This window comes from Bacillus sp. EU52 (assembly GCF_037964975.1).
GTDB lineage: Bacteria > Bacillota > Bacilli > Bacillales > Bacillaceae > Bacillus > Bacillus subtilis.
The window spans coordinates 3,061,059-3,087,264 of sequence record NZ_CP150177.1; the positions used below are offsets into that span (position 1 = coordinate 3,061,059).

Consider the following 26,206-nt stretch of genomic DNA (forward strand, 5'->3'; position numbering starts at 1 on the left):
AAAGGGTGAGGCGCGTGTCTCTTTCCCGCGCTTTTTATTTCGCATATGGACGAATGCCAAGCGCGCCTTCATTCGATAAAGCCGCAGCGTGGTCGGGTGTGACAGGCCCTCCGGCTATCGGCGCTTGTTCAGCGATCATGCTTTTGTCATAAAAAACAGCCTATTATCCCATTATTTTGATATAGCATGTCCGGGTGCGAGGGCCGTCAAATTCGCAGAAATAAATGCCCTGCCACGTTCCAAGAATGAGCCGGCCGTTTTCCACAATGACATGCTGTGAAGCTCCGACCGTACTCGACTTCATGTGTGCAGCTGTATTGCCCTCCATATGGCGGTCCAGCTCATGTTCCCACGGATATACCTCATCAAACCTTCTGAGCATATCTTTTTTGACGTCCGGATCGGCATTTTCATTAATTGTAATGCCCGCAGTCGTATGCGGACAGTAAATCAGCGCTGCGCCGCTCGTTATACCTGTTTCTTGAAGAAACGCTTCCACCTCCCGGGTGATATCAATCATTTCATCTCGTTTGGTTGTTTTGATTTGCAGTGTTTTCAGCATTTGTTTCTCCTTTCGTTTGTCCGCTCTCATCGCTTAATTCGTTCTGTGTTCTTTTTTTTCCTGTTAAACCGCTCTCATAAACCCGATAAAACAAAAAAACTCCAGTCTAAGGCTGGAGTTTAGCACCATAGATATATTCTTGCTTCATACGGCTTTAAGAGTACTGATGTCATATGCTTGTGCGGCTCTGTTTCAATATTTGACAAGACGAGTGCATCTGATGACAATGGCAATCCAGAGTGCCTGAACAACGCCGGTGTTCCTGTCAGATTGGCCGCAATCAGTGCAGTATGGCTCTCGTTTTTCCGAAGATATGCAAAGATTTGCTGATCTTCCGGTAAAATGAGCTCGTATGTCCCGTTAATAAAAACATCATATGTTTGGCGCAGCTTGATCAAGCTTTTGTAAAAATGGTAAACGGATGTTTTATCGTTTTTTTGCGCCTCGGCATTCAGCCATTTGTAATTCTCATTGATTCCGATCCACGGTTTGGCCTCAGAAAATCCGGCGTATGGACCTGCATTCCATTGCATCGGCGTTCTTGAATTGTCTCTTCCCTTTTTCCAGACAATCTTCATCACATCCTCGTGTGATGTGCCTTTCGCTGTTTTTGTTTCATACAGGCGTTTCATTGCGACATCATCATAGTCCTCAATAGAGGGAAAAGCCACGTTCGTCATCCCGAGTTCCTGTCCCTGATAAATAAACGGTGTGCCTTTCATGAGAAAATAAACAGCGGAAAGCGCTTTTGCACTTTCTTTCAGGTACACTCCGTCGTCTCCCCACACAGAAACTGAACGGGGCTGGTCGTGATTCTCCATAAACAAAGCATTCCAGCCGATCCCTTCCAGACTGTCCTGCCAGTCAGTTAAAATTCGTTTAAATGCAACGATATCAATACTTTCATTGATCTCTACATCCCACAGGCCGAGATGCTCAAATTGAAAAATCATGCTGAATATGCCGTTTTTTTCTCCAGCCCAATCAGCTGCTTCTTTTGCAGCGACGCCGTTTGCTTCACCAACTGTCATAATCGGATAGCGGGAAAATGTGTTTTCCTTCAGCTCTGTTAACAAATCCATAATGCCGTCAGCATTCATATGATAAGGAAAGGAAGGGACATAGTCCAATCCCTTTGGATTCGGCATGTCGGGAAGCCCTTCTTTTTTCTTAATATGCGTAATGGCATCCACCCGAAATCCGTCAATTCCTTTATCAAGCCACCAATTGATCATGTCATAAACGGCATTCCTCACCTGTTCATTTTCCCAATTCAAATCAGGCTGTTTTTTATCAAAAAGGTGCAGATAATACTGGCTTGTCTTTTGATCATACTCCCAAGCCGGCCCGCCGAAAATGCTTTCCCAATTGTTGGGCGCTTTTCCGTTTTTGCCGTCTTTCCAAATATACCAGTCGCGCTTTTCCGAGTGTATGGATGAACGGGATTCTATGAACCATGGATGTTCGTCGCTTGTGTGGTTCACAACGAGATCCATAATCAGCTTCATCCCCAGATCATGAATGTCACCAAGCAGTTCATCAAAATCTTCCATGGTGCCAAACTCGCTTAATATGTTTTGATAATCCCGGATATCATAGCCATTATCAGCATTCGGTGAGTCATACAGCGGGCAAATCCATATGACGTCAGCGCCCAGCTCTTTTATGTAAGAAAGCTTGGATCTGATTCCTTGAATATCCCCAATTCCGTCGCCATTTGAATCTTTAAAACTGCGGGGGTAAATTTGGTAAACAACGGCTTCCTTCCACCAAGCCTTTTTCATACAGCCTCTCCTTCCCAGTGTACCGGTCTTATATATCCTATGTAGAAAAAAGGCTTCACAGCATTGCTTTTTAAGAAATGACTTGATGACACAAAAAACAGCCGTTCGTTCCCCGGCTGTTTTTTATTAAAAATCAGTTTTTTTAATTTCTACAAAACGGATGTGATGATCTTCGGCGTCGAGGATTTTAAATTCACAGCCCTCCGCGTGTATCACATCTCCTGCTTTCAGCTCCATTTTTTGCGTTAGAAGCCAGCCTGCAATCGTATCAATTTCTTCATTTTCAATCGCAATGTCGAGAAGGTCATTCACTTCGTCTATTAGCGCTTTTCCATCCATCACATAATGGTGCTCGCCCTTTTTCAGGATGTGCGGTGTTTCATCCTGATCATACTCATCGCGGATTTCCCCGACGATTTCCTCTATAATATCCTCTACAGTGACAAGCCCTGCCGTTCCCCCGTATTCATCTACGAGAATCGCCATGTGAATCCGCTCCTTCTGCATGCGGATTAAAAGCTGTTGAACAGGAATACTTTCAATGACCCTGATAACGGGCCTCATGATTTGCTCCAGCTTTATCGGCTGGCCGAGAAAATAAGCTTTAAACATATCTTTGCTGTTGATGATCCCTAAAATATGATCCTTGTCATCTTTGATGACAGGGTAGCGTGTATACCGTTCATTAATGATGTGATGAATTGCCTCTTCAAGCGACTGCTCCAGAGAGATAACCGCAATTTCTGTCCGCGGAATCATAATCTCTCTCGCTACCCGGTTGTCAAATTCAAAAATCTTATTTACATAGCGGAATTCAGACTGATTGATTTCTCCCTTTTCATAGCTTTCAGAAAGGATCAGCCTTAGTTCCTCTTCGCTGATGACAACCTCATGCTCCTTTACTGAATGAAAGCCAAACAATTTCACAAGAAAGCTTGCAGAGCCGTTTAATGCTTTAATAAACGGGTACGTGATTTTATAAAACCAGATCAGCGGCTTTGCAATCCATAAGCTTACAGCTTCAGCTTTTTGAATAGAAACCGTTTTTGGGGCAAGCTCCCCCATCACCACATGCAAAAAAGTGACGATGATAAATGCAACTACAAATGTGACAATGTGGTTAAATGGTTCCGGCATGCCTGTCATTGTAAATAAGGGATGAAGAAAACGTTCAAATGTAGGTTCACCAAGCCATCCAAGGCCGAGGGCTGTAATCGTAATCCCGAGCTGGCAGGCTGATAAATACTCGTCAAGATTGGAGATGATTTTATGTGCGGCTAGTGCTCGGCTGTCACCGCTTTCGATGAGCTGATTGATTTTTGAACCTCTGATTTTGACGATCGCAAATTCCGCTGCAACGAAAACAGCCGTAATGCCAATCAAAACAAAAATGGCGATCAATTGTAAAATAAGCAAAAAAAGCCCTTACCATAAATGGTAAGGGGCCACCTCCTTAACGTTAATTCTCATCACGACCGTTTAAGAAAATCATCACAAAACGAAGTAGTTCAAACAGGGAAACCAGGGCGGCGGCCACATACGTTAAGGCAGCAGCACTCAGCACTTTATTTACCCCATTTTCTTCATTGTTTCGGATGAATCCTTCTGACACAATAATCTGCTTCGCACGTGAACTTGCATTGAATTCGACAGGCAATGTAATCAGCTGGAAAAAGACAGCCGCTGAAAACAGTATGATGCCAAGCCCGATCAAATTCAGGCTGCCGAGAAGCATGCCTCCTAAGAAAAGCAAAGGAGCTACACCGGATGCAAAATTCACGACTGGGAAGATTTTATGTCTCAGCACAAGCGCACCATATGACTCCTGATGCTGCAAGGCATGTCCGACTTCATGGGAAGCTACGGATATGGCGGAAATTGAGCGGCCGTAATAGACCGGCTCAGATAAACGCACCACCCGTCTTGTCGGGTCGTAATGGTCTGTTAAAGTGCCTCTTACCGGTTCGACCGGCACGTCGTAAAGACCGTTTATATCTAAAATCCGTCTTGCCGTTTCTGCCCCTGTACGTCCGCTTGAGGCTTCCACTTTTGAATATTTTTCAAAGTTGCTCTTTACTTTAAATTGTGCCCAAAACGACAATCCCAATGCGGCTATTGTTAAAAATATAAACAGCATTTTTCCATCATCCTTTTTCCATGATCATTTCTCTATTACGATTATTTTAATGAGTTTTCTTTCCCGTGTACAGAAATGCGCTTTTTCTTCCGGCTTGGAGCACACAATCCAATCAGCAAAAAGAACAGGCCTGCTGAAAACAAATAAAAGGCAAAACTGCCGGCCAGTTCTTTCAGAAAATGAAGCCAGGAGAAGCTGCCGGAAAAGTGATTATATGAATTCAAATCGAAAATAAACAAAATCACCGCGGATGCCGCCAGCTGCGTACCGATCAAAACCACGATCGTTCTTTGAAAGATCGTCATCTTTTTCATCCTTTTTGTTTTAGTTTATGGAGAAATCCGGTTTTATATGTTTTGTACATTTTTTGAAAAACATCACCGGAAGTGGGACATACTGTTAGAAAAAAGCACGGGTGTGATGGAAGCTATGAAAGTGACGAGTGAGGAAAAGGAACAGCTGAGCACAGCAATCGACCGAATGAATGAAGGACTGGACGCGTTTATCCAGCTGTATAATGAATCGGAAATTGATGAACCGCTTATTCAGCTTGATGATGATACAGCCGAGTTAATGAAGCAGGCCCGAGATAAGTACGGCCAGGAAAAGCTAAATGAGAAATTAAATACAATTATTAAACAGATTTTATCCATCTCAGTATCTGAAGAAGGAGAAAAAGAATGAAATCAAATCGGATATTTATTTCATGGCTCAGGTGGCCGTTATTTATCCGAATCGGGGTTATTATTTTATGTCTGATTCTTTTGTTCGGCCAAATCATTTATATACTTGAGCCTAAGCAGTTCACTTCGGTATTCGAAGGCATTTGGTGGGCTGTCGTTACAGTTTCGACAGTCGGTTATGGAGACTATGTGCCGCACACGCCGCTGGGACAGGCAGCCGGAATACTGCTGATTTTGAGCGGAGCAAGCTTTGTCACAGCATATTTCGCTACGTTATCAGCGGCCGCATTCAGCAGACAGCATCGCTACATCGAAGGAAAAGTTGCTTACAAAGGCCGGGACCACATCATTCTGATCGGGTGGAATGAAAAAACAAACCGGCTTTTGAAGGACCTTCAGCTTGCCGCCCCTTCCAAAACAGTCGTACTAATCGATGAATCCTTAACAGAAGGCCCGCTTATTGAAAACGTTCATTTCATACGCGGGCACGCTGCCGATGATGGGACACTGAAACGGGCCAATATTACTGAAGCGGAATCAGTGATGATTACTGCCGATCAGTATAAAAGTGAAACTGATGCTGATATGCTGTCAGTGCTTACTCTTTTATCAGTTAAAGGGCTTAATCCCCTTGCTTACTGCATCGTCGAGATTTTGACTGACCGTTTTGTCACCAATGCGGAGCGGGCAGGCGCAAACCAAATCATCGGAACTTCAGAATTTATCAGCCGGGCGATGCTGCAGCATTACCAAGTCAAGTTACGGCCGTCTAAACAGCAGAACGGAATCAAGCTGACACTTGATCAGCATGTGGAGCTTCTTGCTGTTCCTGACGAACTAAAGGGAGCGGCTTACAAAACCTGTGTTCTCTATTTCCTTGATCACAACACAACAATTATAGGCGTACAAAAAAAGGAGGGGCCGATGCTTTCCCCTCCTCTTACATACAAGGTGCTCGAAACAGATCAATTCCTTGCCATCTAGTGTAACAAAACATCCTCCAATTCTTTCACGAGAGAGGCGCCGATATCCAAAAATGCCGGATCAATTTCCGCGTCCCGCCTTTCCGGTTCGGAAAATTGATTAAACAGTGATTGGAAAGGCCCTCCCTCGGCGTGATCGTCAACATCCGCCTGAAACACCTGTCTCAGCATGAATGGCGTTCCGATCCGGACGGCCGCCCCTCGTTCATCGAGACTGCCCTGTACCGCATTGACGGGAATTCTTAAAAATAAATAGCCGTCTCTATCATCAATTTTATAATCAAAGTAGCCATGATCGTATTCCCAGCCGCCGTTTATCACATAACCGAGCGGCTTCATCACTTGTTCCAGTTCTTGAAGCAGAAAAGACTGCCCATCTATCGCGGAAGGTATTGGTATCATCAGAATGCCCCTTTTTTCACTTATCCTGTCCCGCCGAACAAGACTTCATTCAGAGGCGCCTACATGGAAATCGTTGTTTCTTTCGCGCGGCCAACAGAAAAGAAAGCGCATTCAATTAAGAAGTAAACAGCCATTGCCGCTGCAAGCCATACAGCTGAATCCCAAGACACATAAACAACCGTTGCATAGAGTCCTAATTTAGTGAAAAGAGTATGGGTTCGTTTTAAATGCAAAATCCGATGTACCGCATCGGTAAAAAGGGCAAGCGGCAAACCAATGAGAAGAAAGGCGTGGATGAAAAAATGTGAAAGCGTGCCGCCAAAGCTTGAAGAAAACTCTGTATACACGGCATCAAAGGAGATAAGGAAACTTAAAATAGCTGCAGAAAAACCGGCAATGATGAGATGTTTAACCAATTGTTTCATGAACATCAGCACCTTTCTGATTTTATAAAAAGCCGACCGGCAAATGCCAGTCAGCTTTCTCACTTTAATCTTCCAGACGTTTTTCAAGCTCTGCTTTTTTCTCTTCAAAGCCAGGTTTGCCGAGTAACGCAAACATATTGACTTTATACGCTTCTACACCAGGCTGGTCAAACGGATTGACGCCAAGGAGGTAACCGCTCATCGCGCAGGCTTTTTCGAAGAAATATACAAGATATCCAAAAGTATATGCATTCAGCTCAGGAATGTTAACGATTAAGTTCGGAACATTTCCGTCTGTATGGGCAAGCATCGTGCCTTGGAATGCTTTCTTATTAACGAAATCAACGGTTTTACCTGCTAAATAGTTCAAGCCGTCAAGATCGTTATCCGCTTCCTCAATTGTCAGTTCATGTTTAGGCTTCTCTACGTTCAGGACCGTTTCGAATAAATCTCTGCGGCCTTCTTGTACATACTGGCCTAAAGAATGAAGGTCTGTTGAATAGTTCGCTGAAGAAGGATAAATGCCCTTCTCATCTTTCCCTTCGCTTTCTCCGAACAGCTGCTTCCACCATTCCGCAAAGTATTGAAGCGCCGGTTCGTAGTTGATGAGCATTTCAATTGTTTTGCCCTTATTATAAAGGACATTGCGAACAACCGCATATTGGTATGCTGGGTTATCTTCCAGTTCAGATGTTGCAAAATCTTTGCTCGCATCCAGGGCGCCTTTCATCATGTCATCAATGTTGACGCCGCTGACAGCAATCGGCAAGAGACCTACAGCTGTTAAAACTGAATAACGGCCGCCGACATCGTCAGGAATAACAAATGATTCGAAGCCTTCTTCGTTAGAAAGCGTTTTTAATGCGCCGCGCTCTTTATCAGTTGTTGCATAAATCCGCGCTTTCGCTTCTTCTTTACCGTATTTCTCTTCAAGAAGCTTGCGGAAAATACGGAAAGCGATTGCAGGTTCAGTTGTCGTACCTGATTTAGAAATCACATTAATAGAGAAGTCAACATCTTCAAGAAGATCCATGACGTCTCTCATATAAGATGAACTGATGTTGTTCCCGATAAAAATGACTTGCGGATTGCCGCGTTTTGCTTTTGGCAAAGTGTTATAAAACGCGTGATTCAGCGCTTCAATCGCTGCCCGCGCTCCAAGATAAGAACCGCCAATGCCGACAACAAGCAAGACATCAGAGTCAGATTTGATTTTTTCCGCACTTTTTTTGATGCGCGCGAATTCTTCTTTATCATAATGTTCAGGGAGGTCCACCCAGCCTAGAAAATCGCTGCCCGCGCCTGTTTTTTCATGGATATTATGGTGTGCTGTTTTTACAAAGTCCCGCAGATATGTAAGTTCATGTTCGTTGAAGAAAGTCAACGCTTTTGAGTAGTCAAAGCGTACATGCGTCATTGCTTGTCCCTCCATAACGGTATAATGTTTTCATCTTTCACTTTATATGAACTTATCTGTGAAATCAAGTCAAGAAGAAAGGGCGGAATGACTGGATTCCGCCCTTTGAGTTTATAGAGACGCGCGAAGGATGGCAAGCACGTCATCTTTGTTCAATTTTTGGAAGTTGCCGAAGCCGCCGTGTTCCATTTCCTTGGCTGCGATATCAGCAATCAGCTCAAGCTTTTCTTCTCCAATATTGTAATCAGCAAGACGAGAAGGCGCACCGAGGCTTGTCCAGAACGCAGACAGTTTATCGATTCCTTCAAGCGCAATTTCTTTATCTGTTTTGCCTTCAGTATCAATGTCAAACATGTTGAGCATGAGGTTTTTGAAGCGGCCTACATTTGTATCAAGCGTGTATCTCATCCAGTTTGGGAACAGTATTGCCAAACCGCCCGCGTGCGGAATATCATATACAGCTGAAACAGCGTGTTCCATTGTATGAGAAGCCCAGTCACCGAAGTATCCCATTTGGAGCGTGCCGTTTAAAGCAATAGTACCAGCATACAAAATCGTTTCACGAAGTTCGTAGTTTTCCAGATCTTCAAGAAGCTTAGGAGCTGTTTCGATGACCGTCTGCAAAACAGCAAAGCACATTCTATCCTGAAGCGGCGTGTTTTCAACATTGTGGAAGTATTGTTCGAATACGTGGCTCATCATGTCAACCATGCCGTATACTGTTTGATTTTCCGGAACGGTGAACGTATTTTCAGGGTCTAAAATTGAGAAACGCGGATGAGTGACATTGCTGCCCCATACAAATTTCTCGTTTGTTTCCCAGTTTGTAATCACGGAATCAGGGTTCATTTCAGAGCCTGTCGCAGCAAGCGTTAAAACAGTGCCAAACGGCAGCGCATCCTCCGCTGTTACTTTTTTGCTGAAAATATCCCAAGCGTCGCCATCGTATTTGACGCCAGCTGCGATTGCCTTTGTACAGTCAATCACACTGCCTCCGCCGACAGCAAGCAGAAAATCAATGTCATGCTCTCTGCAAAGCCCTATGCCTTTTTCCACTGTTGCAAGACGCGGGTTCGGCTCTACACCTGACAGCTCATGAACAACAGCGCCCTCTTCTTTTAAAATGCCTGTGACTTGATCATAAAGGCCGTTGCGTTTAATGCTGCCGCCCCCGTAAACAAGCAGTACATTCTTGCCGTATTGTTTGAATTCTTTTCTTAATTGATCAAGCTGACCTTTTCCAAAAATCAGCTTTGTCGGATTATAATAAGTGAAATTTTCCATAGTAAAACCTCCAAATGATGCTGGTAAAAAACAGATTTTCCATTGTAACATAAGTTGACAAAAAGAAAAAGGGAAGCAGCCAAACGGCTATTTCCCCTTTTTTATAGAGATGCTTTCAAAATTGACAGCACATCTTCTTTGTTGAGTGATTTAAATTGGCCGAATGTACCGTTAGCCATTGCCTTGTCAGCAATTGTGTCAAGCTGCTCATCATTAATATCATAATCAGCAAGACGGTTCGGAGCGCCAAGGCTTGTCCAGAATGCGGACAGCTTATCGATACCTTCAAGGGCAATTTCTTCATCCGTTTTACCTGCTTCTTCAACATCAAACACGCGAACTGCAAGCTGTTTCATGCGGGCAGGGTTTTCAGACAATGTGTGTCTCATCCAGTTCGGGAACAGAATCGCCAGTCCGCCGGCATGCGGAATATCATAAACGGCTGATACTGCATGTTCAATATTATGAGTAGCCCAATCCCCTCTTGCCCCCATAGAAAGCATGCCGTTTAATGCGATTGTTCCTGTGTACAGGATCGTCTCACGCAATTCGTAATTTTCGAGATCATTGATCAGCTTAGGCGCTGTTTCAATGACTGTACGCAGAAGTGATTCACACATGCGGTCCTGATACGGCGTGTTTGATACATGATGGAAGTATTGTTCGAATACGTGGCTCATCATGTCAACCATCCCGTAGATCGTGTGGTTTTTAGGTACTGTGAATGTATTCACCGGATCAAGAATCGAAAATTTAGGGAATACGAGCGGGCTGCCCCAGCCGTATTTTTCTTTTGTTTCCCAGTTTGTAATAACAGATCCTGAGTTCATTTCTGAACCAGTCGCAGCGAGAGTCAATACCGTTCCGAATGGCAAAGCATCTTTTGGCTGATGCTTTTTCGTAACGATATCCCACGCATCACCATCATACTTTGCTCCTGCGGCAATCGCTTTTGTACAGTCGATTACGCTTCCGCCTCCGACAGCCAGCAAGAAATCAATGTTTTGTTCTTTACAGATGGCAACACCTTTATTAACAGTCGACACACGAGGATTCGGTTCCACACCTGCTAATTCATGCACGGTCGCTCCGGCTTTATTCAGCTGTTCAATCACTTGATCATACAGGCCGCTGCGTTTAATGCTGCCGCCTCCGTACACAAGCAATACGTTTTTTCCGTAAGGTTTGAGTTCCTCCGGAAGTCTTTCCACTTCGCCGCGCCCGAAAATTAATTTGGTCGGATTCCAGTATGTAAAGTTTTGCATGACATCTCCTCCTTAGATTTTTTATTATGCAGAATGTCCTCACCACATGTAAAGCAATCAGCTCTCACCGATCAGCATACCAGATGGTTTTATTTTGCAAGATGCTGGGAAAGAAGCTGATATAAGCGAGGGCAGGCCAGCCTCATATGGAGAATGCATGTATAGATTCTCCAATATGTCACAATCTATAACTGTTTTAATAATTCATGGAGGAGGTTGCAAAACATGAGTACCATTCAAAGAATTTGTCTTGTATTAACCATCATTGGCGCCATTAACTGGGGACTGATCGGATTTTTCCAATTTGACTTAGTAGCGGCTATCTTCGGCGGCCAAGGGTCAGCTCTTTCCCGAATCATTTACGGACTTGTCGGAATCGCCGGCTTAATCAACCTCGGTCTGCTATTTAAGCCAAACGAGGAAAGATCACGTGAAGAAGCAGCAAATCCTGAAATGCGATAGGATATCAATCACGCTGAAATAGGATTTTGCATGAAATCAAAAGCACCGAACATTCCTGTCCGGTGCTTTTTTTCATGCTTATTTTTTGATAAGGTCTTTGCGGTTGGACATTTCGATCCACTCTTCAAGCTTATCTTTTAATGTGTTGAAACCTTGTGGTGTAGAAGCTTCTTCGCTTACTTGAGCAGCTTTAGGTTTTCTTGGTTTGCTTTCTTTTTTCTCAGGCGCAGCTTGTGTCGCACGAATTGAAAGGCTGATTTTGCCTTTTTCTTCATCAACAGCAAGTACTTTTACTTGTACTTCGTCGCCAACTGAAAGGTGCTCGTTGATATCTTTTACGAAACCGTGAGTCACTTCAGAAATGTGTACTAAACCTTGAGTTTCTTCATCTAATGCAACAAACGCACCATACGCTTGTAATCCTGTAACTTTACCAGTGTAAACACTGCCCACTTCAAATTTTGCTGCCATTCATAACAACTCCTAAGTTAAATTAAATATCTGTTTATACGCAATTTAAAATTATATCACACATGTCTTATTTCCGCAAAGAAAACTTTTTTATAAAAAATCAGGTTTATGCACAGCAAAAAGGGGGTAAACTGAAAATACCAAAGGCTTTCTAGTATTCCCCCCTTTTATTGGATGCGAACAAAAGGTTCGTATCTTTTTTTATGTTGTTTTGTGCAGGAAGCGTTTCATTCTGACTAACGCTTCTTGAAGCTGTTCAATCGAGGTTGCGTATGAACAACGGATATATCCCTCACCGCTCGGACCAAACACACTTCCAGGAACAACTGCCACTTTTTCCTGCGTCAGAAGCTCCTCGGCAAACTGTTCTGAACTCATCCCCGTGCTTTTAATTGATGGAAAAGCATAGAAAGCGCCGCCCGGATGATGACAGCTGAGACCGATTTCATTGAGCGATTCTACAAACAGATTCCGTCTTCTTCGATAGCTTTTTTTCATTTTTTCTACGTCTTCCATGCCGTTCTTCAGGCCTTCAAGGGCGGCAAACTGCGCCATTGCGGGCGCGCACATCATCGCATACTGATGAATTTTAAGCATGGCATCCCGAAGCAAGGATGGTGCCGCGGCAAAACCGAGCCTCCAGCCCGTCATTGCAAATGCTTTTGAAAAGCCTGAGATGACTACCGTCCGTTCCTTCATTCCCGGTAATGCCGCTATACTTGTAAATTCCTCATCATATGTCAGCTCCGCGTAGATCTCGTCGGCTAAGACGATGACATCATGTTTTTTGGCAAACTCAGCAATCTCATTCAGCTCTTCCTTCGAATAAACCGAACCTGTCGGATTCGATGGTGAGCAGATGAGAATAGCCTTTGTTTTTTCAGTGACTGCCGCTTCAAAATCAGCAGCCGTTGCTTTAAATCCTTTGTCTGCCGTTGTATGAACGTGAACCGGGATACCGCCTGCCAAAGAAACAAGCGCATCGTACGCCACAAAACACGGCTCAGGAATGATAACTTCCTCACCTGGATTCACAATGGCGCGGATCGCAATATCCAAAGCCTGACTTGCACCCACTGTCACAATCAGCTCATTATCTGGCGAGTAGCTAAGGTCAAACCTGTTGCTCAAATAACGGCTGATCTCCTCCCGCAATGAGTATAAACCCGCATTGGCCGTGTATGACGTATATCCTTGTTCAAGAGAGAGAATGCTTGCTTCGCGGACATTCCACGCGGTAACAAAATCAGGCTCGCCGACGCCTAAAGAAATGACGCCTTCCATCGTTGCCGCCAAATCAAAGAATTTGCGGATGCCGGATGGTTTTATTTGTTGTACATAGTCTGATAAATACGAAGTCATTTACGGTGACACCACGATTCTTTTGTCGTCGTCTCCTGTTTCAAACACTTTGCCGTCATGCTTGTATTTTTTCAGGATAAAATGGGTTGTCGTAGATACAACTGAATCAAGCGTTGAGAGTTTATCCGAAACAAAACGCGCTACGTCAGACATCGAATTGCCGCGAATCACGACAGACAAATCGTATACGCCTGACATCAGGTAAACTGATTCAACCTCTTGGAATCGGTAAATCCGTTCCGCCACTTCATCAAAACCGACGCCCCGCTTCGGCGTTACTTTGACGTCGATCATGGCCGTAACGCCCTCATGTCCGTCTACTTTTCGCCAATCAATCATAGCGGAATAATCGATAATAACCTTTTCTTTCTCCAGTTTGTCAATAATTGTTTTTACTTCATTTACAGGGATGCCCGCCATCTTTGCGATTGTTTCTAAATCGGCGCGGCTGTTTTCGTCTAAAATTTCTAATATTTCTGTTTCTTTTTCTGTCAATTTCATTTGATTCACACCTTTGCAATGTCAAGAAATCTCATGACATTATATCACGTTTTTTGACGAATGCTAAGAAAAAACGAGGAGAAACTTCCGCTAGAATTTACAATTTCAGGGCATAATACAACCATCAAAAAAAGGGAGTGACACAGAATGGAGGCGGTTTCACCAATAAGGCGGTTTACGGTCGATGGAGTCAATGTATACTACGAACATTATCAAAATCCCGGCAGGCAAACGCTGGTCTGCGTACACGGTTTTTTATCATCTGCATTCAGCTTCAGAAAAGTAATTCCTCTCCTTCGGGACAAGTACGACATCATCGCGCTTGATTTGCCTCCTTTCGGCCAATCTGAAAAATCAAGAACGTTTATCTATACCTATCAAAACCTTGCTAAGCTTGTCATTGGGATTTTGGAGCACTTGCAAGTGAAGCAGGCTGTGCTTGTCGGGCATTCTATGGGCGGACAGATATCGCTGTCTGCTGCGCTCCAAAAACCGGAGCTTTTTTCAAAGGTTGTGCTGCTTTGCAGTTCGGGATATTTAAAACGTTCACACCCGACGATCATTTTCGGGACCCATATCCCGTATTTTCATCTTTATATCAAACGCTGGCTCTCGAAAGAAGGCGTGATGAAAAATTTATTAAATGTGGTGCATGACAAATCGCTGATTGATGAGGAGATGATTGACGGCTATGGCAGACCGTTTCAGGACGAGCAGATTTTCAAAGCCATGACAAGGTTTATCCGCCACAGAGAAGGAGATTTAGAACCCGAGCAATTGAAGAAAATGAACAAACCTGCTCTGTTGATTTGGGGCGAGGAGGATCGAATTGTCCCAATGGAGATCGGTAAACGGCTGCACGCAGATTTGCCTAATTCCGTGCTGTACTCACTTGGCCAGACCGGACATCTGGTGCCTGAAGAACGGCCTGAACTTGTTTCTGAACACATTGCTGATTTTATCAATTAAAAAAACCGGTGCTGAACCGGTTTTTTTAAGGCGTGCAGGAGCTGCTGTTTTTAATGAATAAAAGCTGGCCAGCCACTTCCCGGCAGCTGTCGATCGGCAGCGTTTGTTCAAAAGAAGTTTCAAATATTTGCTGAATGCTTTTCGCCAGCACGTCAGGATCGTCTTCATCATAGACTGCCTGCACGACATCAACAGCCTCCGTTTCGTAAAACTCTTCTCCATATTTAAACGGGTCCCATTTGGCAATGATCTTAATCATTTCCCTGACCGCTTGACTTTCTTCCATATTCATCACCGCTTATAATAAAATTTGCAGTTCTATCTTATCATAGTGAAGCTTAGAAGAATAAACATACATGAGGGGGTAACAGAATGAACTTTGATAAACGAGAAGAACGCCTTGGCACCCAATCTGTCAAATGGGACAAAACAGGCGAATTATTTGGCGTGACAGACGCACTCCCGATGTGGGTGGCGGATATGGATTTTCGCGCCCCGGAAGCGATAACTGAAGCGTTAAAAGAGCGTCTTGACCACGGTATTTTTGGTTATACAACTCCAGATCAAAAAACGAAGGATGCTGTGTGCGGATGGATGCAAAACAGGCACGGCTGGAAGGTAAATCCGGAAAGCATCACATTCAGCCCCGGCGTTGTAACAGCTTTGAGCATGGCGGTACAAGCTTTTACGGAGCCTGGCGATCAAGTAGTTGTTCAGCCTCCAGTTTATACGCCTTTTTACCATATGGTGGAGAAAAACGGCCGGCACATTTTACATAATCCGCTGCTAGAAAAAGACGGCGCATATGCAATGGATTTTGAAGATTTGGAGACGAAGCTTCGTGACCCAAGCGTTACATTGTTTATTTTATGCAATCCTCATAACCCTTCTGGGCGTTCATGGAGCCGGGAAGATTTACTGAAGCTAGGCGAATTGTGCCTTGAGCATGGCGTCACAGTTGTATCGGATGAAATCCATTCCGATTTAATGCTGTACGGACATAAACACACGCCGTTCGCTTCGCTCTCTGTCGATTTCGCTGATATTTCTGTGACATGTGCTGCTCCAAGCAAAACATTTAATATCGCCGGATTGCAGGCTTCAGCGATCATTATTCCTGATCGCCTGAAGCGCGCCAAGTTTTCCGCAAGCCTTCAGCGAAATGGTTTAGGCGGACTGAGCGCGTTTGCCGTCACTGCAATCGAAGCCGCGTATTCAAAAGGCGGACCGTGGCTTGATGAATTGATCACTTACATTGAGAAAAACATGAACGAAGCGGAAGCCTTTTTGAGCACCGAGCTGCCAAAGGTCAAAATGATGAAGCCGGATGCATCATACTTGATTTGGCTCGACTTCAGCGCTTACGGCTTGTCCGATGCAGAGCTTCAGCAAAGAATGTTAAAAAAAGGAAAAGTCATTTTAGAGCCCGGGACGAAATACGGGCCTGGCGGAGAAGGATTTATGCGCCTGAACGCGGGATGCTCTCTTGCAACCCTGCAGGACGGCCTGCGCCGCATCAAAGCCGCATTATCGTAAATATAGCTGTAAACGCCTTTACGTCTTCATTTGTAAAGGCGTTCTTAATAAAGGAATTTTATATTTTACTTCTAATATTTAGTGTTATAATAGATTCATATTTTATACGAAAGGATTTCACACGAATGGAAATTCTAAAAGACTATCTTCTGCACATCTGCTTTATTTTGTTTCCTATTCTTCTTTACCAAGTGTTTTGGCTTGGAAAACCTGCGATTCTTGTGCCAAAAATAAACAGCGGTTTGGTCACGCTCTTCGCCTGCGGCGCCTCCGTTTTATGCATTATTTTCCCGATTCATGAAATGGACTACATACAATACGGCCTTCAGATGATTCCCGTTATCATTTGTTTATTTTACATTAGTACCGCTTCCGGACTTACAGTCGCTGCATCTGTCCTATGTTTTGAACTGCTTTTTTACGAACCTTCCGCAATGTTTGTTTTCACTTTGCTGCCTTTTCTTATCATTATCCCAATCTTATTTCAGAAAAAATGGCCATTCATGTCCAAAGCGAAAAAACTGCTGCTGTCTTTATTGATCAGCTGCGTGGAGATTTTCCTATTTTTCGCCTCAAGCTGGATTCTATCCGCCTTGAATATTTTAAATTTTCAAAAATCAGGAATTTTCGTTTACGAGGCGGCAGTCTCAGGGCTTTTCCGCTCCAGTGTTCTTCTATTAAGCATCTATATTATCGAAAGCATCGCCGAAAATATCGCCCTGCGCTCACAGCTTATCCATTCTGAAAAAATGACGATTGTGAGTGAACTGGCAGCGAGCGTCGCTCATGAGGTCAGGAATCCGCTGACAGTTGTCCGCGGGTTTGTCCAGTTGCTTTTTAATGACGAAACCTTACAAAACAAGTCGAGTGTGGATTACAAAAAGCTTGTACTGTCAGAGCTTGACCGGGCGCAAGGCATTATTACAAACTATCTCGATATGGCCAAACAGCAATTATACGAAAAAGAGGTTTTTGACCTATCTGCCCTTATCAAAGAGACAAGCTCCCTTATGGTGTCGTACGCCAATTACAAGTCAGTAACCGTCGAGGCTGAAACAGAACCGGACCTTTTGATATACGGAGACGCAACAAAGCTGAAGCAGGCTGTCATCAACCTGATGAAAAACAGCATTGAAGCGGTTCCTCACGGTAAGGGGATGATCCACATATCAGCCAAAAGAAACGGCCATACGATCATGATCAACATCACAGACAATGGGGTCGGGATGACAGACCATCAAATGCAAAAACTCGGCGAACCTTATTATTCCTTAAAAACGAACGGAACGGGACTCGGCCTCACCGTAACCTTTTCCATTATTGAACATCATCACGGGACCATTTCATTTAACAGCAGCTTCCAAAAAGGCACTACGGTGACCATTAAGCTTCCCGCTGATCTTCCTCACTAGCAAATCGATTGGAACTTTAATAGAATAAATGCGAGGTGATGACAGATGAGCACGTTTGAGACAGGCTCTATCGTTAAAGGATTTTACAAAACAGGTGTATACATAGGAGAAATCACGGCTTGCAGGCCGCAGCATTATTTAGTGAAAGTGAAAGCGGTTCTTACCCATCCCGCTCAGGGAGACCTTCATCATCCAAAACAGGCGGATGTGCCATTTTTTCATGAGAGAAAAGCGCTCGCATATGGTGAACAGACCAATATCCCCCACCATATGGTGAAGCCTTATGACGGTGAAGTGCCGGATTATACCGAATCTCTGCGGGAGGCGACAGCACAGCTGAGAGCCAAATTGAATGAGGATGGTTCGGAGTGGGCAAAGCGCTCCCTTCATAATCTGGACATTTTAGAAAAAGAATATTTTAACCGGCCATAACCCAGTCTGACAAAAGATTGGGTTTTTTACGTCGCGCGCTTCAACAGTTCGGTTAAATCGATTCTTTCGCCGATTGTGGGCGGTTTTGGCTTTTCGAGATACTGCTTATCCTGCTCAACAAGCTTAAAAAGTTTATATGCTGTGAGAGCATCATCAAGCGCTTTATGATGGGTGCCGGTTCCGGAATCTCCATACTCTTCGGCAGCTTTCCATAAACCCGTCAATGTCCGGTCTCCAAAAAAGTTTTTGTATTCAAGCGATAAATCTCTCATTTCTCCCTTAAACGGGAAAGGGATATGGTTAAACATACAGTTTTGCTTCAGCACTTTCATATCCATGTTTCCCCACGTAATAATTGTGCTGTTTTTCTCAGGATCCAGCTCGTTTAGTTTACGGATGAAATCCTCGAATCTCATTCCTTCGTCTACCTGTTTTTGTGTTATTTTTAAAAATGATTTGCAGCGTTTCGTAAGCTTCGGGAACTTTTTCGGTCTAACATAGCTAGAAAACGTCTCAACCACTTCATCATCAATCGACTTTACAATTCCGGCTTCAATGATTTCCGGGAAGAAGTTTTGAGGACTGTACTTTCCGTCGGGCATTGTAAATTCGAAATCAATAATGAGTAAGCTGTTTGTCGTCACCTTTTTACACCTGCCTTTCCTCCGATCAGAAAATGCTATCTTTATAGTATATCAATTCCCCTTCTCGACATTTCTTCATTTTCTAAAAATAATGAATTTTCCCAGCCGCTTCGTTTCTTTTAAATTGTGAATCGTTTCTTTATAATTAGTAAGGAACCCGAAATAATAAGAAGGTGATGTTATTTCTATCCGTAAGAAAAACTTTGTCATTGTGTGGCTGGCGAACTTTTTTGTCTCCGCTAGCACGACGATGATCGTTCCTTTTCTCTCCTTATACATTGAGACGCTCAGCTCTTTTTCAAACGGCTTTGTGCAAAGGTGGAGCGGCTATGTGTTCGGCATTACATTTCTCATGGCGTTTTTGGTATCCCCGTTTTGGGGACGGTTCGGAGACAAACGCGGATACAAGAAAATCCTTATGGCAACCGGAACGGGCATTGCCCTCAGCATTTTCTTCATGGGCTTTGTTACATCGGTGTACCAATTGTTTTTTCTGCGTATGGCAATGGGTCTTGTAACCGGATTCATCCCAACATCTCTTGCGATGATTTCGGCACAGACTCCGAAGAGCTCAGCCGGCAAAACGCTTGGCACGCTGCAAATGGGGCAAGTGTCCGGAAGCTTGTTCGGCCCGCTTTTGGGAGGCATGCTTGCTGATCGTTTCGGCTTTACGTATACCTTTTTTATCACATCCTTTGTGATTTTCTCGTCTGTTCTTCTCGTGTTATTTGGTGTCAAAGAAAAGCCTCTTGCAGAGAAAACAGCCAAACGTACGTCTTACTCGAGAAAAGAAGTGCTCTCCTATATTTTTCACCAGCCGGCGCTGTGGGTCATGATGCTGTTAACCATGCTGATTCAAACAGGCAATTTCAGTATCCAGCCCCTGCTCGCTTTATATGTAAATGAGCTGCACGGACCTGTCAATCTTGCCTTTTTCTCCGGCATGGCATTTTCAGCAACGGGGCTCGGAAGTTTGCTGCTGGCTAGAAAATGGGGTGATCTGGGCGACCGCTACGGCCACCGCCGCATTTTAATCGGACTTTTGCTCGCCGCCTCTTTCTTTTTTATTCCGCAGGCGCTCGCGTCCTCACTCAGCGTGCTCCTTGTTTTCAGATTTTTATTCGGAATGGCAATGGGCGGTTTGCTGCCATGCATTACGGCAGCGATCCGCGTTCAGGCTCCCGGCAGCATTCAAGGTGAAGTTCTCGGCTACAATGTCAGCTTTCGCTTTTTAGGAAACGTGCTCGGGCCTCTGCTCGGCGGAATCATATCGAGCCACTTTACCATTTCGGCCACCTTTTACGTCACAGCGTTTCTCTTTTTCGCCGGCGCCTGCATGCTTTGGATCATGCAGAAACTTCGGAAAGATTCTTATGCCAAAGCAAGCTGATTCCGAGAAAAAACTGAGGAATCTTCTAAATTTAACCTTCTCGTAATCTCAAAAGAATGGTACGATATGGCTAGAATTTAGGAGAAAAGAGAGTGACCATGTTACGAAAAATAATCGGATGGATTTTGCTCCTTTGCATAATCCCATTGTTTGCATTTACAGTTATCGCTTCCGGAAAAGAAGTAAAACAAATGAAGTCCCTGGATCAGGTGCTTGATAAAAATATTAATCTGAAAGATATCAGCCTTGTTCAGAACAGCTACATGTATGACAGGGACGGCTCCCTTGTCTCGGAAATCGTCAGCGACCACGAAAACCGTGTGCTCGTTCCATTTAACAAGATTCCCGAGGAAGTCAAACAGATTTTCTTAACATCTGAGGACCGCCATTTTTACGAGCATAAAGGCTTTGACTTTATGGGAATGGTGCGGGCTACTGCTTCTAACGTAAAAGACAAGAAAATTGACCAGGGTGCCAGCACCATCACACAGCAGCTTTCAAGAAACTTATATTTGAGCCACGAACGCTCCTTCAGCCGCAAGCTGACAGAGCTCGCGTATTCCTATCAGCTGGAGAAAAAATATACGAAAAATGAAATTCTTGAAGCTTACTTAAATACCATTTATTTTAACAATGGTGTTTATGGCGTCGGTTCAGCAGCTCAATTCTATTTCAGCAAACCGCTGAAATCTCTCACAGTGGGAGAAATGGCTTTTATCTGTGCTATACCTAATAACCCTACATTATATGATCCTCTCAAGCATTTTGACTACACGAAAAGCCGTCAAGAACGTTTGCTTAAAGGGCTAAAAGATGCCGGGGTCATTACGGACAAAGAGCTGAAAAAAGCCGTAAAACAAAAAATCAAACTGGATGTTGAAAAAAGAGAAGACAAATATCCTGACTACGTTTCCTACGTCAATGATGAATTCACTCAGCTGGTGTCTGAATCAGAAGGCTTTGATAAACGCCTTCAAAAAGCATCAGGAAAACAAAAAGAAAAGATCGAGAACGAGCTGTCCGCAAGAGTCAGCACTCTGATGAAAGACGGCGTGAAAATTTATACTGCACTTGATCCGTACATGCAAAATCAAGTTGTGGCACAAATGAATTCCAAGCTCCCGTATGCGGACGTACAGGGCGGAGCGGCTGTGATTAATCACCAGACGCATCAAATCATCGCTCTATCCGGCGGGAAAAACTATCAAAAATATGACTTTAACCGCGCCTACCAGGCGTACAGGCAGCCGGGGTCTTCCATTAAGCCGCTTCTTGATTACGGCCCTTATATTGAACAGACCGGCGCGACAGGAAGCAGCACCATTGATGCCAGCAAGTTTTGCAGCAAAGACTACTGTCCGCAAAACTACAATAACCGCACTTACGGCACAGTGACGCTTGATACGGCGTTTAAAAATTCATATAATACACCGGCTATTAGAATGCTCGACCGCGTCGGCATCCAAAAGGCATTCAGTTATATTGAGCCGTATCATTTTGCCAAACTTGTCGACAGTGACTATCTTCTTCCGGCGGCGCTTGGCGGATTTACAAACGGCATGACGCCTCTTGAGATGACAAAGGCTTATACGACATTCGGCAACAGCGGAAGCTATACGCCGAGCCATGCGATTACAAAGGTGACAGACCTTAAAGGAAAAACGCTTTATAAATGGAATGATAAAGCGACTCAAATATTCAGCGTCCGCACGAACATGCAGCTGAAAAAACTGATGTCTTCCGTTGTGAAAAGCGGAACAGGGAAAAAAGCATATTTCAATGCGCCTTACATCGGCGGTAAAACCGGTACATCAAATGATTATCACGATATGTGGTTTGTCGGCCTGACTGATACGTATACAATGGGTGTCTGGGTCGGAAAGGATACACCGACCAGCGTTGAATATCTTCACAGCATCAGCCCTCAGCTTTCCATCTGGAAAGGAACGCTGCAAGCGGCTTATTAAAGGATCGGAGGGGATATGGAGTGACTTCAGAACAAATTCCAAATCGCGTTTTGCTGTTTGACGGTGTCTGCAATTTATGCAATGGAGCCGTGCAGTTTATCATTAAACGTGATCCGGACGGATTGATTTCTTTCACATCGCTGCAGTCGGAAACAGGACAGAGCCTGCTGAAAAAAAGCGGGCTTCCGACTGATCGGTTTGACAGCTTTGTCTTTATTGAAGACGGCCAAGTGTACACAAAGTCAACTGCAGCCATTAAGGTTTTCAGGCATCTGCGAGGCCCATGGCGGCTCTTCGTCCTGTTTTTCGCAGTGCCGAAGCCTGTCAGAGATATGGTCTATTCTTTTATTGCCAACAACCGCTATAAGTGGTTTGGCAAAAAAAATGAATGTATGCTCCCCTCCCCTTCTATTAAAAAAAGATTTTTACCGTAAATAAAAAATGGCTAGGAAGCTAGCCAACACAGATTGTTGACAAAATCCTAAAACGGCTTCGTTTTAGGATTTTGTCATCTTTTCAGCGTGATTGAAAACCTTTGAAGTCGACGAAGAGCGAGCATTGGATGTGAAACGGCAGGAACCTGAGAATCTAGCCGCCGTTTTATTGCGTACAGAGCACGAAGCGCAAATCTGACCACTAAACGCTGAAATGGCTAGCTTACACAGGTAAGCTAGCCATTATGCTATTATAAAGCTTGATAAATATGAACAGAATACCGATAACAAAGGTAAACCAAAACAGCAGTTCCAATAGAATGAATCCAACTAATGACATGAGAGAAAGCGTCGAATAAATCCGGTACACGGTAAACACAAAGTAAGCGAGCGTGACGACCGCAAACCAGATCACAATCCAAATGACATTTTGCAAGAGCACAAAGGATAAAATCCCGCCGCCCAAATAAATCATGGAACCCATTCTGAGTTTTTTCAGGTTGTTCCCTTCCGGATCATTAGCAAAAAACAGCAATGACAGCTCGGTCACGGTATTTGCAATTAATTTCAGAGCGGACAGAACCATAAAATATAAAAGTGCAAAGGCAGCAAATAACGCAAGCCTGATTCCTTTCTCTGAAAAATAATCGAGCATTCCATCATACATTCCAAATGAAGACAGCATCTTCAACGCATAAAGTGAAGTTGAGATGGATAAGGACGAACTAAAAAGCAGGATCGCAATCAGCGGAAAATATCCTGTCAAATAAGTATTTTTCATATAAAAAAGTCCCTTTCTATAATCTACCTCATTTATTATGGAGGACTTAAAACACATTGACAAGATAAATTATTCCATTTTTTCTCCTTTTTACGAATTACGGTCCCAAATCTTCACAAAGCAGCATTTTGAGAGTAAAGTAGTACGCAGGAATCATAAAACGTAAGGAAGTTTTATATGAAAAAAACATTAAAACTGCAAACCAGACTCACCATATTTGTTTGTATCGTTGTATTAATCGCATTGCTCATTACGTTTTTTACAGTCGGTGCCCAAACCACCAAACGAATTAGAGATCAGGAAAAGGCCACTGCGCTGCAGACTGCTGAAATGGTAGCTGAGGCGCCGATGACAGCCGCTGCTTTAGAAAGCGGAAAAAAACAAAAGGAACTGCAGAGCTACACAAAGCGGGTTCAGAAAATTACCGGCACGGAATTTGTTGTCGTCATGGATATGAACGGTATCCGCAAAACTCATCCTGACCCGAGCAAAATCGGAAAAAAATTCAGAGGCGGTGATGAGTCCGAGGTATTAAAAGGGCATGTCCATATCAGCACAGCCTCTGGCACGCTCGGGAAATCGCAGAGAGCGTTCGTCCCTGTCTACGCGGAGAATGGAAAACAAGTCGGTGCAGTCGCGGTCGGCATCACCGTAAATGAAATTGATGAAGTGATCAGCCATAGCTTACGGCCGCTTTACTTTATTATTTGCGTCAGCATCTTCGTCGGTGTGATCGGAGCCGTTATCGTCGCCCGTACAGTGAAAAATATCATGTACGGACTTGAACCTTATGAAATTGCGACTCTGCTTGAAGAACGGAGCGCGATGCTGGAATCGACGAAGGAAGGAATACTCGCTGTCGATGAACATGGCAAAATTAAACTTGCCAACGCGGAAGCAAAACGCCTATTCGTCAAAATGGGCATCAACACAAATCCCATTGATCAGGATGTAGACGACATCTTGCCGAAAAGCCGCTTGAAAAAGGTCATTGAGACAAAAAAACCTCTTCAAGACAGAGACGTCCGCATTAACGGGCTGGAGCTTGTGTTTAATGAAGTTCCTATCCAGCTGAAAGGACAAACTGTCGGAGCGATTGCAACATTCCGCGACAAGACCGAGGTAAAACATTTAGCTGAACAGCTTTCCGGTGTTAAAATGTATGCAAACGCACTGAGAGCGCAGTCTCATGAATTTATGAACAAACTGCATGTGATATTAGGTCTCGTCCAGCTGAAAGAGTATGATGATCTTGGAGATTATATTAAAGATATAGCCATACAGCAAAAATCAGAAACAAGTGAAATTATAAATGATGTCAAAAGCTCCGTACTGGCCGGTTTTCTGCTTGGAAAGCAAAGCTTTATACGTGAGCAGGGCGCAAATCTTGATATTGAATGCAACGGTGTCATCCCGAACGCGGCAGACCCTTCTGTCATCCATGAACTTATTACAATCATCGGAAATCTCATCAACAATGGCTTAGATGCCGTTGCCGATATGCCGAAAAAACAAATCACCATGTCCATGCGCTTCCATAACAGCATACTGGACATTGAAATTACCGATACTGGAGCAGGCATGTCTGAAGAAGACCAAGCCAAAGTATTTGAACAAGGCTATTCAACAAAGGGCAAAAACCGGGGATTCGGCCTTTATTTCACACAGCAAAGCATCGAAAATTTAAAAGGCCAAATGATCCTCACAAGCGAAAAGAATGAAGGAACGACATTCAGTATTCGCATCCCGTACAAACCGAAGGAGGAAAATCATGATTAATGTACTAATAGTTGAAGATGACCCCATGGTGGGTGAATTAAATAAACGGTACTTGAGCCAAATAGATGGCTTTCAGCTGAAAGGCATCGCTTCTTCCTTTCAAAGCGCTCTGCATATTTTAGGCGAGCACCATATCGACCTCATTTTGCTTGATATTTATATGCCGGGAAAAAACGGGCTGGAACTGCTGACGGAATTGAGAGCCCAAAATGAAGCGGTTGACGTGATTGTCATCTCAGCGGCCAGCGAGCTTGACGTGATCAAGAAAACACTTCGGTACGGAGCTGTTGATTATTTAATCAAACCGTTTGAATTTGAACGTTTCCAAACGGCTCTGTCTGATTACAGACGAAAACAAAAGGTGTATTCAACCCATCGCAACATGAGCCAAAAAGAACTGGACGCCGAGCTTTTTCAAAAGAAAGAAGCAACAGAAAAAGTGCAGCTTCCTAAAGGCCTGACAAAAAGCACGCTGAAGCTGATCTGGTCCAGTATCCAGTCATTTGAAAATGAATCTTTTACGACAGAAGACTTGGCAAAGCACACAGAAATCTCTCAAGTATCCATACGAAAATACTTAAAGTTTCTTGAAGATATACAGGTTCTGAATGTAGAAATGGCGTACGGAACGATCGGAAGACCTGTGTTTCAGTACAACGTCAACAACAGTAACCTTAACGGAATAAAGCAATATCTATAAGAAAACGCACTGCTTGCTTTGAGCAGTGCGTTTTTCTGTCATATCTCTTGCCAAGATGCTTGATTCTATTGTTGATAAGTTATACAAGAATAACAAAGGGCCTTTCACATTTTTAAGCAAACAATTCTAAAAATAGATACTTTTTAAAAAATTATGCGAAATTCTATTTATTTCTTATTAGTTAAATGATAAATTATGATTGGTAAGTTGATCCCAAAAAACTAAGTCATAAGTCTTACTTCAGAAAACGATGTCACGGTTTTCCGCCCGGAACGCCTTCCGCATCCTTCTCTTCCCCGCCTTTCGAAGGAAATACTCACACCACGCTTATTCAGGGAAGAATAGAACTGTCTCAGCGCATTCCATTTGTTATTATCAGAAAATTTTATCGATTCTAAGAAATTGTTCAGGACAGCCCATCATA

At 43.7% G+C, this 26,206-nt stretch carries 30 protein-coding genes; 12 read left to right on the plus strand and 18 right to left on the minus strand.

The genetic code is table 11. The features are described 5' to 3' along the window. Positions 1–163: 163 nt before the first annotated feature. The 6 genes from NSU05_RS15760 to NSU05_RS15785 all read right to left on the minus strand — a co-directional run bounded on the left by NSU05_RS15760 (position 164) and on the right by NSU05_RS15785 (position 4,788). Positions 164–562: a secondary thiamine-phosphate synthase enzyme YjbQ gene (locus tag NSU05_RS15760; RefSeq protein WP_032726779.1), complete on the minus strand. Its 399-nt coding sequence runs from the start codon at positions 560–562 to the stop codon at positions 164–166. Beyond that, a complete protein-coding gene (locus tag NSU05_RS15765; protein ID WP_003243642.1) occupies positions 522–656 on the minus strand; it encodes a hypothetical protein in 135 nt (44 codons plus the stop codon). Before NSU05_RS15765 ends, NSU05_RS15760 begins: the two co-directional genes overlap by 41 nt. Before the next feature lie 25 nt (positions 657–681). Continuing rightward, on the minus strand, positions 682–2,346 hold the full coding sequence (locus NSU05_RS15770; RefSeq protein ID WP_017695506.1) for an alpha-glucosidase: 1,665 nt from the start codon (positions 2,344–2,346) through the stop codon (positions 682–684). A gap of 126 nt (positions 2,347–2,472) precedes the next feature. After that, the gene (locus NSU05_RS15775; protein WP_014665156.1) at positions 2,473–3,762 is read right to left on the minus strand and encodes a hemolysin family protein; all 1,290 of its coding nucleotides are present in this window, start codon (positions 3,760–3,762) and stop codon (positions 2,473–2,475) included. Between the two features lie 43 nt (positions 3,763–3,805). Next, positions 3,806–4,483, minus strand: a complete 678-nt coding sequence (locus NSU05_RS15780; RefSeq protein ID WP_003228889.1) for a zinc metallopeptidase — start codon at positions 4,481–4,483, stop codon at positions 3,806–3,808. Between the two features lie 41 nt (positions 4,484–4,524). Continuing rightward, positions 4,525–4,788 (minus strand): membrane protein, encoded by a 264-nt coding sequence (locus tag NSU05_RS15785; protein ID WP_015483620.1) that lies wholly within the window; start codon positions 4,786–4,788, stop codon positions 4,525–4,527. A 46-nt stretch (positions 4,789–4,834) separates the two neighbouring features. Between NSU05_RS15785 and mstX the strand changes: the two genes are divergently transcribed. Next, the gene (gene mstX, locus NSU05_RS15790; RefSeq protein ID WP_021480479.1) at positions 4,835–5,167 is read left to right on the plus strand and encodes a biofilm formation protein MstX; all 333 of its coding nucleotides are present in this window, start codon (positions 4,835–4,837) and stop codon (positions 5,165–5,167) included. Further along, positions 5,164–6,150, plus strand: coding sequence for a potassium channel protein KbfO (gene kbfO / locus NSU05_RS15795; protein WP_003228881.1), 987 nt, complete (start codon positions 5,164–5,166; stop codon positions 6,148–6,150). The genes mstX and kbfO overlap by 4 nt, the downstream gene beginning before the upstream one ends. On the opposite strand, the gene NSU05_RS15800 is transcribed toward kbfO, so the two are convergent. The 5 genes from NSU05_RS15800 to NSU05_RS15820 all read right to left on the minus strand — a co-directional run bounded on the left by NSU05_RS15800 (position 6,147) and on the right by NSU05_RS15820 (position 10,942). Then, a complete protein-coding gene (locus NSU05_RS15800) occupies positions 6,147–6,551 on the minus strand; it encodes a YugN-like family protein (RefSeq protein ID WP_003228878.1) in 405 nt (134 codons plus the stop codon). The two genes, kbfO and NSU05_RS15800, sit on opposite strands and share 4 nt — an antisense overlap. Positions 6,552–6,610: 59 nt before the next feature. Then, complete coding sequence (locus NSU05_RS15805; RefSeq protein WP_015251349.1) at positions 6,611–6,982, minus strand: hypothetical protein; 372 nt, start codon at positions 6,980–6,982, stop codon at positions 6,611–6,613. Positions 6,983–7,040: 58 nt separating this feature from the next. After that, positions 7,041–8,393, minus strand: a complete 1,353-nt coding sequence (locus NSU05_RS15810) for a glucose-6-phosphate isomerase (RefSeq protein ID WP_003243401.1) — start codon at positions 8,391–8,393, stop codon at positions 7,041–7,043. Between the two features lie 111 nt (positions 8,394–8,504). Then, a complete protein-coding gene (locus tag NSU05_RS15815) occupies positions 8,505–9,677 on the minus strand; it encodes an iron-containing alcohol dehydrogenase (RefSeq protein ID WP_038429527.1) in 1,173 nt (390 codons plus the stop codon). Between the two features lie 101 nt (positions 9,678–9,778). Then, entirely contained in the window at positions 9,779–10,942 is a 1,164-nt protein-coding gene (locus NSU05_RS15820; RefSeq protein ID WP_003228869.1) for an iron-containing alcohol dehydrogenase, read from the minus strand. 225 nt (positions 10,943–11,167) lie between these two features. On the opposite strand from NSU05_RS15820, the gene NSU05_RS15825 reads away from it, so the two are divergent. Continuing rightward, complete coding sequence (locus NSU05_RS15825; protein WP_003220771.1) at positions 11,168–11,404, plus strand: DUF378 domain-containing protein; 237 nt, start codon at positions 11,168–11,170, stop codon at positions 11,402–11,404. A gap of 78 nt (positions 11,405–11,482) precedes the next feature. Here NSU05_RS15825 and yugI read toward each other — a convergent pair whose 3' ends face one another. The 3 genes from yugI to NSU05_RS15840 all read right to left on the minus strand — a co-directional run bounded on the left by yugI (position 11,483) and on the right by NSU05_RS15840 (position 13,738). Then, on the minus strand, positions 11,483–11,875 hold the full coding sequence (gene yugI, locus NSU05_RS15830; protein WP_003228864.1) for a S1 domain-containing post-transcriptional regulator GSP13: 393 nt from the start codon (positions 11,873–11,875) through the stop codon (positions 11,483–11,485). Positions 11,876–12,076: 201 nt separating this feature from the next. Then, positions 12,077–13,237: an aminotransferase gene (locus NSU05_RS15835; protein WP_003228862.1), complete on the minus strand. Its 1,161-nt coding sequence runs from the start codon at positions 13,235–13,237 to the stop codon at positions 12,077–12,079. Further along, positions 13,238–13,738: an Lrp/AsnC family transcriptional regulator gene (locus NSU05_RS15840; RefSeq protein WP_009968070.1), complete on the minus strand. Its 501-nt coding sequence runs from the start codon at positions 13,736–13,738 to the stop codon at positions 13,238–13,240. It abuts the gene before it with no gap. A gap of 147 nt (positions 13,739–13,885) precedes the next feature. Here NSU05_RS15840 and NSU05_RS15845 point away from each other — a divergent pair, with 147 nt between their 5' ends. Then, the gene (locus NSU05_RS15845) at positions 13,886–14,707 is read left to right on the plus strand and encodes an alpha/beta hydrolase (RefSeq protein ID WP_014480683.1); all 822 of its coding nucleotides are present in this window, start codon (positions 13,886–13,888) and stop codon (positions 14,705–14,707) included. A 25-nt stretch (positions 14,708–14,732) separates the two neighbouring features. Here NSU05_RS15845 and NSU05_RS15850 read toward each other — a convergent pair whose 3' ends face one another. After that, positions 14,733–14,993: a YugE family protein gene (locus NSU05_RS15850; RefSeq protein WP_014480684.1), complete on the minus strand. Its 261-nt coding sequence runs from the start codon at positions 14,991–14,993 to the stop codon at positions 14,733–14,735. A gap of 86 nt (positions 14,994–15,079) precedes the next feature. Here NSU05_RS15850 and patB point away from each other — a divergent pair, with 86 nt between their 5' ends. From patB to kapB, 3 genes are all read left to right on the plus strand, one after another. Then, a complete protein-coding gene (patB, locus tag NSU05_RS15855) occupies positions 15,080–16,243 on the plus strand; it encodes a cystathionine beta-lyase PatB (protein ID WP_038429528.1) in 1,164 nt (387 codons plus the stop codon). A 125-nt stretch (positions 16,244–16,368) separates the two neighbouring features. Further along, entirely contained in the window at positions 16,369–17,655 is a 1,287-nt protein-coding gene (gene kinB / locus NSU05_RS15860; RefSeq protein ID WP_038429529.1) for a sporulation sensor histidine kinase KinB, read from the plus strand. Positions 17,656–17,700: 45 nt separating this feature from the next. Further along, positions 17,701–18,087 carry a kinase-associated lipoprotein KapB gene (gene kapB / locus NSU05_RS15865; RefSeq protein ID WP_015384502.1) on the plus strand — a complete coding sequence of 129 codons (387 nt, stop codon included), beginning with the start codon at positions 17,701–17,703 and terminating at the stop codon, positions 18,085–18,087. 26 nt (positions 18,088–18,113) lie between these two features. Here kapB and kapD read toward each other — a convergent pair whose 3' ends face one another. Both kapD and NSU05_RS15875 read right to left on the minus strand, forming a co-directional pair. Continuing rightward, entirely contained in the window at positions 18,114–18,731 is a 618-nt protein-coding gene (kapD, locus tag NSU05_RS15870; protein WP_003228846.1) for a 3'-5' exonuclease KapD, read from the minus strand. A gap of 75 nt (positions 18,732–18,806) precedes the next feature. Continuing rightward, positions 18,807–19,010 (minus strand): hypothetical protein, encoded by a 204-nt coding sequence (locus tag NSU05_RS15875; RefSeq protein ID WP_003243502.1) that lies wholly within the window; start codon positions 19,008–19,010, stop codon positions 18,807–18,809. Between NSU05_RS15875 and NSU05_RS15880 the strand changes: the two genes are divergently transcribed. The 3 genes from NSU05_RS15880 to NSU05_RS15890 all read left to right on the plus strand — a co-directional run bounded on the left by NSU05_RS15880 (position 18,943) and on the right by NSU05_RS15890 (position 22,522). After that, the gene (locus NSU05_RS15880; protein WP_072173680.1) at positions 18,943–20,121 is read left to right on the plus strand and encodes a multidrug efflux MFS transporter; all 1,179 of its coding nucleotides are present in this window, start codon (positions 18,943–18,945) and stop codon (positions 20,119–20,121) included. The genes NSU05_RS15875 and NSU05_RS15880 overlap by 68 nt on opposite strands. 92 nt (positions 20,122–20,213) lie before the next feature. Further along, the gene (locus NSU05_RS15885; RefSeq protein ID WP_082200972.1) at positions 20,214–22,088 is read left to right on the plus strand and encodes a transglycosylase domain-containing protein; all 1,875 of its coding nucleotides are present in this window, start codon (positions 20,214–20,216) and stop codon (positions 22,086–22,088) included. Positions 22,089–22,108: 20 nt separating this feature from the next. Next, the gene (locus NSU05_RS15890; RefSeq protein WP_015384506.1) at positions 22,109–22,522 is read left to right on the plus strand and encodes a thiol-disulfide oxidoreductase DCC family protein; all 414 of its coding nucleotides are present in this window, start codon (positions 22,109–22,111) and stop codon (positions 22,520–22,522) included. 223 nt (positions 22,523–22,745) lie between these two features. Here the strand turns inward: NSU05_RS15890 and NSU05_RS15895 are convergent, their stop codons facing one another. Further along, the gene (locus NSU05_RS15895; RefSeq protein ID WP_003228837.1) at positions 22,746–23,303 is read right to left on the minus strand and encodes a YufK family protein; all 558 of its coding nucleotides are present in this window, start codon (positions 23,301–23,303) and stop codon (positions 22,746–22,748) included. Between the two features lie 177 nt (positions 23,304–23,480). Here NSU05_RS15895 and maeL point away from each other — a divergent pair, with 177 nt between their 5' ends. Continuing rightward, positions 23,481–25,082, plus strand: coding sequence for a two-component system sensor histidine kinase MaeL (gene maeL / locus NSU05_RS15900; RefSeq protein WP_038429532.1), 1,602 nt, complete (start codon positions 23,481–23,483; stop codon positions 25,080–25,082). Further along, positions 25,075–25,782, plus strand: a complete 708-nt coding sequence (gene maeM, locus NSU05_RS15905) for a two-component system response regulator MaeM (protein WP_014477821.1) — start codon at positions 25,075–25,077, stop codon at positions 25,780–25,782. The genes maeL and maeM overlap by 8 nt, the downstream gene beginning before the upstream one ends. Positions 25,783–26,206 lie beyond the last annotated feature (424 nt).